12 protein-coding genes, 1 rRNA gene and 2 riboswitches are annotated in these 14,909 nt (G+C 46.8%); of the genes, 5 read left to right on the forward strand and 8 right to left on the reverse strand.

The genetic code is table 11. The annotated features are described in order from the left end of the window. Positions 1 to 68 (reverse strand): 16S ribosomal RNA (locus KNP72_RS14990); the annotation flags it as partial. A gap of 344 nt (positions 69 to 412) precedes the next feature. Here KNP72_RS14990 and KNP72_RS14995 point away from each other — a divergent pair. Continuing rightward, a complete protein-coding gene (locus KNP72_RS14995) occupies positions 413 to 1,246 on the forward strand; it encodes a VanW family protein (protein ID WP_214720158.1) in 834 nt (277 codons plus the stop codon). A gap of 20 nt (positions 1,247 to 1,266) precedes the next feature. Here the strand turns inward: KNP72_RS14995 and KNP72_RS15000 are convergent, their stop codons facing one another. The 6 genes from KNP72_RS15000 to KNP72_RS15025 form a co-directional block, all read right to left on the reverse strand. After that, complete coding sequence (locus KNP72_RS15000) at positions 1,267 to 2,628, reverse strand: NCS2 family permease (protein WP_251129052.1); 1,362 nt, start codon at positions 2,626 to 2,628, stop codon at positions 1,267 to 1,269. An 88-nt stretch (positions 2,629 to 2,716) separates the two neighbouring features. Beyond that, a riboswitch (purine riboswitch) is annotated at positions 2,717 to 2,818 on the reverse strand. Positions 2,819 to 2,955: 137 nt separating this feature from the next. Further along, the gene (gene guaA / locus KNP72_RS15005; protein ID WP_251129055.1) at positions 2,956 to 4,479 is read right to left on the reverse strand and encodes a glutamine-hydrolyzing GMP synthase; all 1,524 of its coding nucleotides are present in this window, start codon (positions 4,477 to 4,479) and stop codon (positions 2,956 to 2,958) included. Between the two features lie 111 nt (positions 4,480 to 4,590). Beyond that, positions 4,591 to 4,691: riboswitch (purine riboswitch) on the reverse strand. 39 nt (positions 4,692 to 4,730) lie between these two features. Next, the gene (locus KNP72_RS15010; protein ID WP_214834257.1) at positions 4,731 to 6,827 is read right to left on the reverse strand and encodes a transglutaminase domain-containing protein; all 2,097 of its coding nucleotides are present in this window, start codon (positions 6,825 to 6,827) and stop codon (positions 4,731 to 4,733) included. After that, positions 6,824 to 7,891 (reverse strand): DUF58 domain-containing protein, encoded by a 1,068-nt coding sequence (locus tag KNP72_RS15015; protein WP_214834260.1) that lies wholly within the window; start codon positions 7,889 to 7,891, stop codon positions 6,824 to 6,826. The genes KNP72_RS15010 and KNP72_RS15015 overlap by 4 nt, the downstream gene beginning before the upstream one ends. After that, complete coding sequence (locus KNP72_RS15020) at positions 7,888 to 8,841, reverse strand: AAA family ATPase (RefSeq protein WP_214834262.1); 954 nt, start codon at positions 8,839 to 8,841, stop codon at positions 7,888 to 7,890. Before KNP72_RS15020 ends, KNP72_RS15015 begins: the two co-directional genes overlap by 4 nt. Positions 8,842 to 9,013: 172 nt before the next feature. Beyond that, positions 9,014 to 9,619, reverse strand: a complete 606-nt coding sequence (locus KNP72_RS15025; RefSeq protein WP_214720153.1) for a flavin reductase family protein — start codon at positions 9,617 to 9,619, stop codon at positions 9,014 to 9,016. Positions 9,620 to 9,880: 261 nt separating this feature from the next. Here KNP72_RS15025 and KNP72_RS15030 point away from each other — a divergent pair, with 261 nt between their 5' ends. Together KNP72_RS15030 and KNP72_RS15035 are read left to right on the forward strand one after the other, a co-directional pair. After that, positions 9,881 to 11,719 (forward strand): ATP-binding protein, encoded by a 1,839-nt coding sequence (locus KNP72_RS15030; protein ID WP_251129053.1) that lies wholly within the window; start codon positions 9,881 to 9,883, stop codon positions 11,717 to 11,719. A gap of 202 nt (positions 11,720 to 11,921) precedes the next feature. Further along, positions 11,922 to 12,239 (forward strand): hypothetical protein, encoded by a 318-nt coding sequence (locus KNP72_RS15035; RefSeq protein WP_214720152.1) that lies wholly within the window; start codon positions 11,922 to 11,924, stop codon positions 12,237 to 12,239. 61 nt (positions 12,240 to 12,300) lie between these two features. Here the strand turns inward: KNP72_RS15035 and KNP72_RS15040 are convergent, their stop codons facing one another. Beyond that, positions 12,301 to 13,581, reverse strand: coding sequence for a helix-turn-helix domain-containing protein (locus tag KNP72_RS15040; RefSeq protein ID WP_214720151.1), 1,281 nt, complete (start codon positions 13,579 to 13,581; stop codon positions 12,301 to 12,303). Positions 13,582 to 13,862: 281 nt separating this feature from the next. Here KNP72_RS15040 and KNP72_RS15045 point away from each other — a divergent pair, with 281 nt between their 5' ends. Beyond that, a complete protein-coding gene (locus tag KNP72_RS15045) occupies positions 13,863 to 14,543 on the forward strand; it encodes a hypothetical protein (RefSeq protein ID WP_214720150.1) in 681 nt (226 codons plus the stop codon). An 81-nt stretch (positions 14,544 to 14,624) separates the two neighbouring features. Beyond that, a partial coding sequence (locus KNP72_RS15050) for a hypothetical protein (protein WP_214834265.1) occupies positions 14,625 to 14,909 on the forward strand: 285 nt, incomplete at its 3' end.

The raw sequence follows: 14,909 nt of genomic DNA on the forward strand, positions 1-14,909 counted from the left end.
CGCTCGACTTGCATGTATTAGGCACGCCGCCAGCGTTCGTCCTGAGCCAGGATCAAACTCTCCAAAGAATTTGATATAGCTCTTTAAAACATGACGAAGCTTGCGCTTCATTCAAACATTGTAAAACTTTTTTGCCTCATCGTTCAGTTTTCAAAGTTCGTCTGTCGCTCTTGGCGACTAAATGATAATAACATTTATCATTATTGTGTGTCAACCAGTTTGTTTACTAAGTTGTAAGCATCGCTGGCAACAGAGATAACTATAGCATCCCCTTCTACCACATGGCAAGCATTATTCTAAAAAAACTTTAAAAGTTTTTCATCCTCTTCATTTTAACTCCTTGATTTCGAGAAGGGCATTATCCCCTGTTGGCGAATACACACCAATACCAACTTAAAGAAGGTGACACTCAATGCTTCAACTGCAGCCAAAGAAACGATCGAACCTGCGCATATGGGCAGGAACCCAGTATTACACATTAAAACGCCAGGCTCAATGGATGACGGACGGGAAACGGTATACCGCTCAACGAAACACTATACCGTTGCCTTATCTTATCCACGAGCATCGCACCCCACTCTACCGAAGATTACGCGACGTCGATCTCGAGATGCAACAGAACAAAGTCATCAATCTCAATATCGCCATCAAACAGTTAAATGGCATCATCGTCTCTCCGAACGAAGTGCTCTCGTATTGGAAAACCATCGGGCGACCCACCAAGCGAAAAGGCTATGTGGACGGAATGATTTTGCATTACGGAAAGGTCACGACCGGAACCGGGGGCGGATTGTGCCAATTATCCAACTTGATTTATTGGATCACGCTCCATAGCCCACTCACAGTGACCGAGCGTTACCGCCACAGTTATGATGTCTTCCCTGATTCACGAAGGGACCAACCGTTTGGGAGTGGCGCCACATGTTCCTACAACTATTTAGACCTTCAAATCACCAATCGGACGGCACAGACGTTTCAACTCCTTCTATATATAGAGGGGGATTATCTCGTAGGGCAATGGCGGTCCAATATCCCACCAACCGTTCAATATGAGATATATGAAGAAAACCACCACTTCACGAATGAATGGTGGGGTGGAACAGTTCGGCATAACCAAATATTTAGAAGCGTCCTCTCCCAAGATGGCACATTCATCCGAAATGAGTTCATCACAGAAAACCATGCCTTAACCATGTACGACCCCTTCTTACCTGAAAACACTGCATACAAAAAAGCCGACTCATAAACCGAGTCGGCTTCATTTCATTACGCGTGCGGCAAGAATATAAAGTAAGCCAAGAAGATCACTAACATGCCGTACATGATTGGGTGGATCTCTTTCGTCTTCCCTTTCGCGATCATCATGAGCGGATACAAGATGAAACCGAGCCCAATCCCCGTCGCAATCGACGAAGTGAGGGGCATCATCAGAATCGTCATGAATGAAGGAATCGCGATTTCTAGCTTTCTCCAGTCGATATCGAGTAAAGCCGAAGCCATGAGTACTCCTACGATAATCAATGCAGGGGCTGTGACCGCCGATGTGACGACTGCCAAGAGTGGCGAGAAGAAGAGCGCCAATCCGAAGAACAAACCTGCGAATACAGCCGTCAAGCCCGAACGACCACCGGCCGCCACACCAGCAGACGATTCTACATATGACGTCGCAGTCGATGTCCCAAAGATTGCACCTGCCACTGTTGCTGTTGAGTCAGCCATGAGCGCTTTACTCGCACGTGGCACTTTGTTGTCTTTCATGATTCCTGCTTGACGAGCTACCGCTACGAGCGTACCCGCTGTATCAAAGAAATCAATGAAGAAGAACGTCAAGATGACGACTAGCATTTGGACCGTGAAGACTTCTGAGAAATTGATGAACGCTTGTCCGAAAGTCGATGACATGCTCGGTGGTGCCGAGACGATGTCTGAGATGGCAGTCGGTGTCGGTACAAGATTGAAGATCATCCCGACAATTGCCGTGAGAAGCATCCCGATGAAGATACCACCTTTTACATTTCGAACCATTAACAATGCTGTCACTACAAGACCGAACACTGAAAGGAGTGTCGTCCCTGTTCCGAGTGAACCGAGACCGACGAGCGTCGCCTCGTTGGCGACGACGATACCTGCATTTTTCAAACCGATAAAGGCGATAAAGAAACCAATCCCTGCCGCGACCGCCATTTTGAGTGGTCCCGGAATTGCGTTGACGACTGTCTCACGAATACCTGACAGTGTTAAAACGATAAAGAACAAACCAGAAACGAGAACCCCTGATAGTGCCGTTTGCCATGGAATACCCATGCCGAGAACTACACTGTACGCGAAGAAGGCGTTAAGCCCCATACCCGGAGCGATCGCAATCGGATAGTTGGCGAACAAGCCCATCATGACAGAACCGACGAGGGCGACAAGACCGGTTGCCACGAAAACAGCGTCCATGTCCATTCCTGCTGCACCTAACACGTTCGGGTTAACGAACAAGATGTAAGCCATTGCCAGGAACGTAGTGAATCCTGCGATCAATTCCGTTTTGATGTTCGTTCCAAGTTCATTCAACTGGAAGTAACGTTCAATCCGGTTTCCTGATGGTTGGTGATTTGGTTCTTGCTTGAGCTGTGTGCTCATTGGTTTTCCTCCTTGGCTCGCCGTAAAACGAGAAAAGGTCCCCGATTGATAACCGGAGACCCCACGCGAAACATACAGGGACATACGTCCCCGATCTATGTCTCGCCGTAGTGAAATCATTTAAGGTGATTTCGTAGAGACTCTCGGGCCATATTCCCGATATTATACGGCAAAATAATTTTTAATTGTTCGGATATGATAAGAACGTTTTTATCTTAACAACGGCAAAATCGAATGTCAACACAAATGACGGATTTTAATCAAATATTTCGATCTATTGTTCGGATTTAACAAATAAAAACAGAGGGGATTTCTCCCCTCTGGTGGTTATTCCCACTCGATTGTTGCTGGTGGCTTCGATGTGATGTCGTACAGGACACGGTTGACGTGACTGACTTCATTGACGATACGAACCGAGATTTTCTCGAGTACATCCCATGGAATGCGGGCCCAATCTGAAGTCATTCCATCAATCGAGGTGACGGCACGTACGCCGACCGCATAGTCATACGTCCGCTCGTCGCCCATGACACCAACTGAACGAATTGGTGTAAGGACCGTGAAATATTGCCAAATATCACGTTCGAGACCGGCTTTCTTCACTTCTTCGCGCAGAATCGCATCTGACTCACGCACGATTTCAAGTTTCTCTTCTGTGATTTCACCGAGAACACGAATGCCAAGACCTGGTCCCGGGAACGGTTGACGCCAAACGATATAGTCCGGTAACCCGAGTTCAGTCCCGAGTTCACGTACTTCGTCTTTAAAGAGCGTGTTAAGTGGCTCAATCAACGTGAAGTTCATGTCTTCCGGTAGTCCACCGACGTTATGGTGTGACTTGATTGTTTGTGCCGTGTCCGTTCCACTCTCGATGATATCCGTATAAAGCGTACCTTGGGCAAGGAAGTCCATGTCCACAAGTTTAGACGCTTCTTCGTCAAACACGTATATGAACTCATTGCCGATGATTTTTCGTTTTTGTTCTGGATCTGAAACGCCGGCAAGTTTCGCCATGAAACGCTCCTGCGCGTCAATCTTGATGACTTTCATATTGAAACCGTCCGCGAACGTCTTCATGACGCTGTCCGCTTCGTTTTTGCGAAGCAAACCATGGTCGACGAACATACATGTCAATTGGTCACCGATGGCACGATGAACGAGCGCTGCGACAACCGATGAGTCGACGCCACCTGACAACGCGCAAAGAACTTGCTTGTCGCCGACAATCTCGCGAATCTTCTCGACTTCGATGTCGATGAAGTTCTCCATCGACCACTCACCTTTGGCGCCACACACTTCATAGATGAAGTTTTTCAAGATGTCGTTACCGTACTCAGAGTGCCGGACTTCCGGGTGATACTGTACGCCGTACATTTTGAGTTCATCGCTCTTGATTGAAGCGACCGGGCATGATGGGTTCGTCCCATCGACGATAAATCCTGGCGGTGCTTCCATGACGAGGTCGCCGTGGCTCATCCAAACCGTATGTTCCACTGGGAGACCCTTGTAGAGCGCCGACGCTTCCGGTGTCGAGAAGAGCGTCGCTTTTCCGTATTCGCGATGTGCCGCTCGTTCGACACGTCCACCGAAGTGATGCGTCATGAGTTGCATGCCGTAGCAGATTCCGAAAATCGGAATGCCAAGTTCGAAAATTTCCGGGTCACAGCGATATGCGCCTTCCGCGTACACACTGTTCGGGCCACCCGAGAAAATAATCCCGACAGGAGCCAGTTCACGAATCTCAGCAGCGGTCATCTTGTGGGAATGAAGCTCACTATATACGCCAAGGTCACGCACACGACGTGTAATCAACTGGTTGTACTGGCCTCCAAAGTCGAGCACCAAAATCATCTCTTGTTCTATTTTCACAAAACCTCCACCTTTCTGCCTTCTTCTCAAAAAAAGAGCGAGCTTCTCCCACGGATTCACTAAACCGAAGAAGAAGCACGCCCTTTTCTGTGTATACGAAACGTGCTCCTTCATAGTCGGTCCATTTACGGTGGTCCGGTAGAGACTCTCGCGCCAATTCGCGAGTATATACGAAGGAATGCTGTTCAATTATCTAACTAATGCGTCTATCTTACTGTATGCATCCACCTACTTCAACTCATAATTCGACGAATCATGATTTTCCAATATTCTTTATATTTTGAATTCGGCGTTTTTTCGGCATAGACACTTTGTTCAAACAAACGGGTCAATCTCGTCATTTCGGTCGATTCATAATAAGCATCGACCTCTGCGGCGAGTTCGGACGGCGTGCGCCCGTCGACTTTAAAACCTGCTCCACGGAGTCGTTTAACTAGATAGCGATGCATGGCGACGAGTCGATTTTCATTCAATGGACGCCGTGTCCACCAAAGCATCATGACGAGGCGTTCAATCGATTTTCGGTTCCATACGAGAACGGCGACCGTAAAGACAATCACAATCCAACCCCACACCGGCATATTCCAGTTCTCCGTTGCCACTTCTCCCGACGTCACATCATCGAGTGCCAAATCTTCTTGCGGACGATTCGTCGGCTCGTCGTCTTGCGACGCTTGTGGATCATTGGCCGCTGGATCGTCTGCATTCGCTTCGTCCTCCGTCTCGACTTGAAGTAAGTTGGCATCCGAGAAACTGATAGTCGCCTCGAGCGGGACCCAGCCTGCGCCTTCCACGAAATATTCTACCCATGAGTGGGCGTGACGGTTCCGGACGGTGTATTCTTCTTCCCCTTGGATAATCCCGCGCGCATCACCCATCGTGAAACCTTTTACCCAACGTGTCGGCACTCCGCTCGCCCGGAGAAGGACGGCAGCCGAGGTCGAGAAGTTGTCACAGTACCCGATTAACGTATCGAACAAAAATTGATCGACGTAATCCGTATTACCTTCCGGGACGGCCACATCTTCCGTATTGTATTGGAAATCTCCAGATTGGAAGTAGGCTTGAACCGCTTGGGCTTGGTCATAAGGTGTCTCACTGTCGCCCGTGATATCGGCCGACAAGTCGCGGACCCGATCCGGAAGCGAGTCCGGCAATTGCAAGTACGCCTGCCGCTCTTCTTCCGTCAACGTCGTCACCGGTTCATTCAATGCCAGTTGCTCTTCTGTAAAGGAAGGGACACTGTAGCGGAGTTGAATCGTCTGAGGCGTCGTCTGTCCATCATTGTCGAACACGATTTTCCCGGATGGTCGGATGTGAATCGTCTCGTTCGGAAACGGTTCTTCGATATTTCCAACTCGGAACTCAGTGCCATTGTCCGTCTCCGTGGCCTGTGGATATTCTCCACCATACGGGACGAACGTTTGGCGCCGGTCAAATCGGAGCAACGCCTGTTCCGGTGTCGTATCGACAGCTTGGTCGACGAGTTGTCCGCGGTTATATTCGGAATCGAGGACCGGGGACTCGACCCAGCCCTTCCCCGTATAAATCTCTTTTGATTCGATGCGCCAATAGCGCGCCGGCACACCACGGGCGATGAAGACGATGCCGTCATCTTGCTCAAACGGTCCGCCGAGTTGTTCATCGTTCACCCCATAGCCGACCCGACCGCTACCAGAGCCCTCATCGTTCACCGCGTTTTGGAAACTCGTCGTCAAACGGTCGGACCAATCCCCTTCGAGCGTCGGGGACACGCTTGCGAGTGCCAACACGACCGAAGCGAGGAGCGCGATACTGACATAGCGGACGAGCGATTTGCTCGGTCGTTTCGCCAGGTCGGTGACGAAGAGCAATACGAGCGACGCTAAAATTGCGAGTAAAATCTTCCCTTCCCCGTCATAAAGCGTCCACGTGTCAAAGTAAGCCATCAGTCCGAGCGTCGAAACGATCATCCCAAGTACGAAGCCATAGCTCGGATACGTGCGTCCGACAAGAATGGCGAACAGCACCCCAATCAACGCCATCGCCGAGAAGAAAATCGCCTCTTCCGGCAAAGCTCCGCTCAGTACCCCGCTCAAATCCTCTAACCATAGACCGAACCAATCCAGGATACTCCCGTGGTACACGTACAAGACGATAAAGAAGTTGAAGACGACCACACCAATGAAACCATACCAAGGCAACAAGCTCGCAAACATCGGAACGAGAAGCAGGAACAAGAACGGCCAGTTGACATCAAATGTCGTATTGCCCACGATCGGCTCGACCCAAAATGACAACAAGTAGGCGGCAAGCGCCGTATAGACGATTCGTTTCAACCATGCCGTCATGTCGTCACCTCGTTCGCCGTGTATAAGTGATAGCTGCCTTGTGTCTCATTCATGATCTCACGCACCCATTTCGTCTCGAGTGGGCTAATCATAATCAAGTTCCCCACTTCTTGCGGCAGGTTGCGCTTCACTCGTTCGACAAGGCGCCCTTCCGGCTCCGGTGTCGCTGTCAGCAAGTAATGGCCGACCTCTGCGCTTTGGTCCGGCAAATGGAACAGACGGACCTGCTCTTCGATGACATACAGTTCGAACGGCAGATTTTTCCGCTCGAGTTGTCGGATTGCACCGACGAGAAGCGACAATGAACGTTCGAACGCTTCTTCATGCCCGGCCGTTGTCGACGGGACAAAGACAAGCGACAATTTCTTCTCCTGCTCTTGGTCGAACGTTTTCGTCATTAAGTTTCCGCGTCGAGCCGAGGCTTTCCAATCGATTCGACCGATGCGGTCCCCGGCCGCATACTCACGGACACCACTCGTCGTATTGGCAACCTCGGTATATGTGCGCGTGCGGCGATACTGTTCGCCTCGCCCACCGACTTGCTCGTCACGCGGTAAGTCGAACGGAAGTTCAGCAGGTGAGACTTCAACGACCGTCTCGAGTCGCAACGTCCGTTTGCGGTCGAACAGTCCGAACACGTCTCGCACGTGAAGGACGGTCCGATCGAACACGTGGATGCCGCGTCGAATCTGTTCGATTTCGTAATGGACCGTCTCTGTCCGTCGAAAGAAACGATCGACCGTGGTAATGATGACATCAGTGGATGTCGCGAGTCGCGGCGGCGGTGTCTCTTCTAACGTGACGACCCCGACAAGAAACGGGTATTTCCGCTCCACTTGCAGTTCCACGTCCATCGTTTGGCCCGAGACGAGTCGTTTCGTCGTCACACGGCGCGACACGTTCGCGGCTGTGACCGGATAAATCATGAAAATCGTCCAATAGGCGGCCAGGACAAAAAATGACCACCAGAGCGTCGACGCGACGATACTCCCTTCAATTCGGGCGAATGCGTAAAGTCCGAATGCCGCCGCCCACACAAGGAACAGCTTCATCCAATTTTTCATACTTCTTTGACCTCACGATCCATCGGGACCGGAAGTGTGTCGAGCCAGCCTTTGACAAGCTGTTTGGCCGTCTTCCCTTTATAACGCGCTTCTGCCGTCAGTAAGATGCGATGACCGAGCACACTACCGGCGAGCGCCTTCACGTCATCCGGTAGCACGAAGTCACGGTTGTGAATATACGCCCACGCCTGTGCCGCCTTCATCAAAGCGAGCGTCGCCCGTGGACTGCCCCCAAGATACGTGTTCGGGTCGTTGCGCGACTCGTGAATCAAACGGACGATATACTGTTTGACGGCACTCGAAACGTGTACATCGCGCACTTCGTGTTGCATCTGTTCGACTTCATGTTTCGTAATAACACTCTGTAGCGCCTCAAGCGGTTCTGCTTTCTCAAACCGCGTCAGCAGTGCAATCTCTTCATTGAAAGATGGATAGCCCATCTCGATTTTAAGGAGGAATCGATCCAATTGAGCTTCCGGGAGCGGATACGTCCCTTCATGTTCAATCGGGTTTTGCGTCGCCATGACGAAGAACGGAGACGGTAAAATTTTGACTTCACCGTCGACCGTCACGCTGCGCTCCGCCATCGCCTCGAGCAAGGCCGATTGTGTTTTAGGAGAGGTCCGGTTAATTTCATCAGCCAAAACGATATTACCCATCAATGGACCCGGCCGATATTCGAACTCTTTCGTCTTTTGGTTATACATCGAGATTCCGGTCAAATCAGAAGGCAACATGTCCGGAGTGAATTGGACACGTTTGAAATCCAAATCGATAGCTCGACTGAACGTCCGGACGAGCATCGTTTTCCCGACGCCCGGGACATCTTCTAACAACACGTGCCCTCCGGCAAGTAAAGCAGTCAAACTCTTTGCGATGACATCTTCTTTTCCGACGATCACCGTCTCAATGGCATTGATGATCGATTGAATGTCTGGACGATATGACATAGCCGACTCCCCTTTTTTCTCTGATCGCTGACGCGTTAGAAATTAGAATGTTCTGACTTTATTGTGACACATTCGAGCGCTCGTGTGAAAGAAAACCATCATGCCAATGGGCTCTCCATTCTTTACCCGAAAAAAAGCGCCTTGTCTCCGATTCGAGCAGGCGCCATGGCATTTATTTCGGTCGTTCGATTTCGAACGTTTCGCCGAGCGTGGCATAGAAGTTTCCGGCGAGTCGACTGACCGGTGCCAATCGTTCGGCGTCGATACGTCCGGCTTCATAAAGCGCCGGGTCAATATGGAACCGCACGACTCGCGCGATCAATAAGTCAGCCGTCACTTTCCCGTCATGCTCAATCGGAACGTGATGGTGCAGTTTACATTCCATCCGGATTTTGGCTTCTTTCACGCCTGGCGTCTCGATGACATCACTCGGTGCGGTCGTGAACGTCGTCCGATCGAGCTCACTCTCCGCTGGCCCTAAATTGGCCGCGGTCTCGTTGACGAGAGCCACGTTCGTCTCATCGACGATATGGATGACGAGTTCTTCTGTCGCGACCGCATTGCGGGCCGTATCTTTCATGACACCGTTCTTCCGTTGAACCGATACCGATAGTAGCGGCGGCTCGGACGCCACGATGTTAAAGTAACTAAACGGCGCAGCATTGATTGTGTCGCCGTTTCGAGTCGTCACGAAAGCGATCGGCCGCGGAACGATACTCCCGATTAAAAATTTGTACGTGTCTCGCTCGGTTAACGCTGAAGGTTCAATCGATAGCATAAGAGCACCTCTTCCATAGTCATTTCTTCTCTTTCAAGCTATCCTGTTCCCTTCGTATGTGTCAATCGGAAGCACATTCGAATGTGTAAGATGCTGAAATCCGGGGTATATCCGTCTAGATATGATATTTAAACAGAGAATGTTTGATGGCACATTGTTTGAGCAATTCGGTGTTCATCTAATTTTTCTTTTTGTATATTTCCGTCATACGACGATGGAATTGGAGTTGGTTTTTAGTTAAGGAAGGAAGTAGAGTGTATTATGGGCAAGTGGATTGAACAATTGAACAGTCGTCAAATTCTCGGCATCCTTTATGGTGCTTGTATCACCAGCCTCGTTTTAACAGCAATCGGTGCTTGGTTCGTTCGGGACGATACCGTCTCACCGACCGAACTTCTGACGTTGCGTTGGATCTGGATGACCGGGCTAGTCATGTTTATCACTGCTATTTTATTAATTGGACGTCCTCTAATCACACGCATGGTCGGACAAAACGAAAAAATGCGCGCAAAACAAAAAGAGATGCAGTCCGTGCTCGAGGCGTCGAAACAAAATGAGACTAAACTGCAGTATCGTAACGAATTGATTGAAGTACTCGCTTCGAAGGAATCGTTACTCGACTATTCGGCTGTCATCGAAAAAATCGTCTGGTTGACCGAGGCGGAGTTCGGGGCCGTGTTGCTCGTCAAAGACAATGAAATCACGTCCGTCGTACCGAAAGGGATGACAAAAGAGCAACAGGAGGACTTGAAGGTAAAGTCCCTTCTGTTAAAGCGTGTCATGATTTCTAAATCGCTAGAAGCGAGTTCAAAAAAAGTGGCCGACCAGCTTCACGGCTACCCGTACTATATCCATGAGACGGTCATCCCGGTAAAGGATCCATCAGACGGAACGATGATCGGTTGCTTATATTTGGCCTGTTATGATGAGCCATTCGATGCGAGTGAAACATCAGAGTTGAACGCGTTTGCGAACCAGTTGGCCATTTCGCTCTTACGGACGCGGCTTTATCGCCAGATGCAACAGGATCGTAAAGAGACGGCACAATTAATCAACTCGGTCCGTGAAGCCATATTGTATTTCAACTATGAGGAAGACACGATCGTCGGCAACCGCGCCTTTATCCGCATGTTCGATGAACTTCAATTCGAATACGCCGGTTATGAGGAACTGACAACGTTATCGATTGATATCGAACAGTTTGCCGAACGTGTCGATCAACAAGACCTTTTCATCAGTTATATCGAACGTGTCTTCGACCAAGAGCCGCCGGAAGACGGCTTATCGATTTCATTGGATCAAGGAGATTACTTCCTACAGGTCTATGCGGAAAGCATTTATCGAGATGGGAAGATTCACGGCACGATGCTCGTCTTGCGCGATGTGACGGCCGAAACTGAAATTGACCGAATGAAATCAGAGCTTGTTTCGACGGTCTCTCACGAATTAAGAACGCCGCTGTCATCCATTTATGGATTTACAGAGTTGATGCTCGAGCGTGATTTGAAAGAAAGCCGCCGTGAATTGTACTTGAAGACGATTCATGATGAAGCAAAACGTCTCTCTTACTTGGTCAACGACTTCCTCGACCTTCAAAAAATGGAGGCCGGAAAACAGACGTTCGAGTGGGAGACAGTTGATTTGCTCGAGCTCGCTCGCGACAGTATCAGCTTTTATCAAGAGACGACCGACTTGCATCATCTACACTTAGATGCCGATGTCGGACAGGACTTTAAAATCGAGGCCGACTTGGAAGGCATGCGGCAGTTGCTCGGTAACTTGCTCAGTAACGCCATCAAATATTCGCCAGAAGGTGGGAACGTCCTCGTTTCATTAGAACGACTAGAAGGTCAAGTCGTCATGAAAGTTCGAGACAACGGGATGGGGATTCCTTCATCTGCATTACCGAACTTGTTCGGCAAGTTTTACCGGGTCGATAACTCAGACCGTCGTAAAATCGGAGGGACAGGACTCGGTCTCGCCATCTGTAAAGAAATTGCGAAAGCGCACGACGGACATTTACACGTTGAATCGATTTACGGGGAAGGCAGTACATTTATTTGTGAATTGCCGACGTCAAAAGAAGCGATTCATCAATGAACACGACCGGAGTCGTTCCGGTCGTGTTTTTTACGCCGTAGCTTCTATTTTTAGCAGGAATGTTTTGGGATAATCTAGAAAAAGAGTAACATCGAGAAACGAAGGCAACATCGATTTACCCTTCCCATTTTTCTCGCAGGCTTATTCTAGAAAAAGAGCTATACTAGTAAGGAAGAGACAGACAAGATTGGAGGTCATGAAGTTGGATCACCGCGACCCACCGTTTTCAGAACTAGGCGACTTTAAACAATGGGGACGTTTTGATATAAACGTGCCACTTCAAGGCGGGCAAGCCGAACTGCAAGCTGCCGTATCGATTGTTAGACATCATATTCCTTTGCGGTTGGGTGGGTTTTATATCATCGCGAGTGAAGATGGAATTTTGCGAAGCGGCTCACACGACGCCAATTTACAAAAACATATCATTCACCTACTCCAACAAGTTCAAACGGGCCATGTGGGAGATGAAGCATTGATGAACGAACCGATTTGGACGATTCATTATTTCACCACTCCATAAACGACAAGAGACGATTCGGGCGTCTCTTTTTTTGTGCAAAAAAAGAACGCCTGAGGAGGCGTTAATCCCATCGAGACATAATCGCAATGGATTTTTCATAGTATTCAGTAGATAGTTTGTACTTCCCATTTTCTCGTAGCTCACGTGCTAACCAAAGGGCATATTTGTTTGTGTAATGATAGTCATCGGAAGATTCAAAATACTGCACTGCCTTTTTTAAGCTCTCAATCAATTCTTTACTGTTCCCATTAGTATACTTATTTCGAAAAACTCCAAAATGATATATAAATTCGGATAGGTTATCATTGTCCTCTTCTTGAATAATTTCTTCCCCCTTCTCTACCCAGTCTAATACTTCTTGGGAACTTCCTCTAATAGAATATTCTTCAATTAATGAAAGAATACTTAGTAGTTTACTTTTGCTTTCAACTTTATATTCTAGCCCTTTTAAGAAATATTCTAATGCAAGCTCTCTATTACCTTGTAGAGAATATATTTCACCCGTGTTGTTGTAAAGCATGCCATAATATCCTTTTAAGTCCGTTGCCCCGGCAGCTTTAATTGCCTTTTTGTAATTAGCTAATGCTTCGTTAAATCGTTTTCTTCGTTTAAAAGCTAATCCAATAATTAAATGGCATTCTATTATTCGTTCTACATAAAAATTATCTTTAAAATACGATAGCGCTCTATTCACATGTTCAATCGCTTGTAAATAATCCGTATATTTATAATACATACCACCAATAATATAATTGATGTCGGCTATTTCCCATTCTTCCAAGTACGTTGTATCTAACTCCTCCCTCACTTGTTGCATTAAATCTAATGCTGTATCTTTATCATTTAATGAAAAAGATTTTAAAGCTTTGAGAATGTTGAATCTTATACGATCCTCTGATGTAAATTGATCTTGTAACCATTCTAATTCAGTTAAGTAACCTTGTTTTCCACCAGGCATGAAATCAAACCTTGCTAACACTAATAGCATCAATATATATAAAGGTTTATGTTTATAAATCCTATGGTCCTTTTTATATCGTTCTATTTTTTTCAAATTTTCTGCTGTTTCATTTAAGTTCCTTGATAAAACAGCTTCTTTTATTAGTCTTAAAATCTCTACTTTAATTTTTTCAATTTCATTATCAGTCACTGTTACGTAAAGAGGAATATCTAAGTCTAATTTCCTAAAAAGAAGATCTAGTACTTCTTCACTAGGGATAGTCTGGTTATTTTCAATTTTACTTAAATATGAGACGGAGCATATTCCACGGGCTAAAACAGACTGTTTCATATTTCGACGCAGACGCTCTACTTTAATTAAATTCCCATAATTATTTTGCATGCAGTAGCATCTCCTGGATTCTATTTTTAATACTTTAGACCCTCTTATCGTCGTTTTTTATCACAATTAGGAAAATCTAACTTGAATACCCCCGATTTTTGAAGGTTTTACGCGTCTATTTTCCCAAACGGTACGAAATCACTAGTCCTTTTATCCATGATAGAATTGAACTAATCCCAAAAAGAGAAATCTGTTTGTTTTAACAGACTGTCTCATCTAAAGTTTATTCCATTCATGATAAAAAGCAAGATATAGGGCATAAACTAAAGGAGGTCATCTAAATGAGTAAACTTAGCAATCTTCTGGCTAGAGACTATGTTAAGCCACATATTTATTTTACAACAAAAAACTCACCTACTATTGATGCATTATTTACTACCTCAGATCGAAATCAGTTTAGAGGCCTTGAAAACCTTACAACTCTTTTACAAGATTCTAAAGGTGTTATTATTAATGCGTTTCATATCGATTATTATCAAACCTTACCTACTTTGATCGCACGTGTATTAAACGAGACCTATTCTTCAAAAAAAATTTGGGTTATCGGACCAGAACTTTCACTAACTATTTTAAAACGAAGTATGAAGAATATTTATCCATTTAAATCGTCTGTTGGATATTTGAATGTAGATCAATGCGAAAACGACTTGATTGAAACATGTGTAGAAAAATTGGACGATGGCGATTTGTTATACGTTTTACCAGAGGTTTCATTTGGCTGGAAACCCGGAGTCGAAGAAGACTACAGCACTCAAGAAGAACAACCTTTATGCAGTGCAATCTTAAGTCAAAAGTCTAAATGCCCAGTATTACCAATTTCAAATTCTGAAATTGACGAAATGATTGAAATTCACAATCCCGTGTACTCAAGTGATTACAAAGGTTCTATATTTGAATCAGCTATCCTTCAGTCTCGCCAAGTTTTAACAGCCCTAAAATTGAATCAATCGCATCTGGAATGATTGCCACATAGTACCTTTACGTCATATATTGTTTATATACGGAAAATACACAGCATAAAACCTAGAAAAGAGGTGCTATTTATGAAAAAATTCAAAAATGCCCTAATTGTTTCATTAGCTTTACTTCTTTTTTTCGGAATTTCCAAGCCGCTTATTTCAGAAAATACGTTCCCTTCAGAAGAATTAGCAGCTGAAGACTTTCCACGTCTCTGGAGCTTACCGGTCAACGAGGTAGCAGCTGAGGATTTCCCACGCCTCTGGAGCTTCCCAACCAACCAGGTAGCAGCTGAGGATTTCCCACGCCTCTGGAGCTTCCCAACCAACCAGGTAGCAGCTGAGGATTTCCCACGCCTCTGGAGCTTCCCA

Source organism: Exiguobacterium sp. s152, from assembly GCF_018618335.1.
Classification (GTDB): Bacteria; Bacillota; Bacilli; order Exiguobacteriales; family Exiguobacteriaceae; genus Exiguobacterium; species Exiguobacterium chiriqhucha.

Bases quoted from the DNA above. Each gene is read 5' to 3' on its own strand.
- KNP72_RS15000 (WP_251129052.1), bottom strand. From the start codon at position 2,628: ATGAGCACACAGCTCAAGCAAGAACCAAATCACCAACCATCAGGAAAC.
- KNP72_RS15020 (WP_214834262.1), bottom strand. From the start codon at position 8,841: ATGTCATATCGTCCAGACATTCAATCGATCATCAATGCCATTGAGACG.
- KNP72_RS15040 (WP_214720151.1), bottom strand. From the start codon at position 13,581: ATGCAAAATAATTATGGGAATTTAATTAAAGTAGAGCGTCTGCGTCGA.
- KNP72_RS15030 (WP_251129053.1), top strand. From the start codon at position 9,881: ATGGGCAAGTGGATTGAACAATTGAACAGTCGTCAAATTCTCGGCATC.
- KNP72_RS15010 (WP_214834257.1), bottom strand. From the start codon at position 6,827: ATGACGGCATGGTTGAAACGAATCGTCTATACGGCGCTTGCCGCCTAC.
- KNP72_RS14995 (WP_214720158.1), top strand. From the start codon at position 413: ATGCTTCAACTGCAGCCAAAGAAACGATCGAACCTGCGCATATGGGCA.
- KNP72_RS15015 (WP_214834260.1), bottom strand. From the start codon at position 7,891: ATGAAAAATTGGATGAAGCTGTTCCTTGTGTGGGCGGCGGCATTCGGA.
- KNP72_RS15045 (WP_214720150.1), top strand. From the start codon at position 13,863: ATGAGTAAACTTAGCAATCTTCTGGCTAGAGACTATGTTAAGCCACAT.
- KNP72_RS15025 (WP_214720153.1), bottom strand. From the start codon at position 9,619: ATGCTATCGATTGAACCTTCAGCGTTAACCGAGCGAGACACGTACAAA.
- guaA (WP_251129055.1), bottom strand. From the start codon at position 4,479: ATGATTTTGGTGCTCGACTTTGGAGGCCAGTACAACCAGTTGATTACA.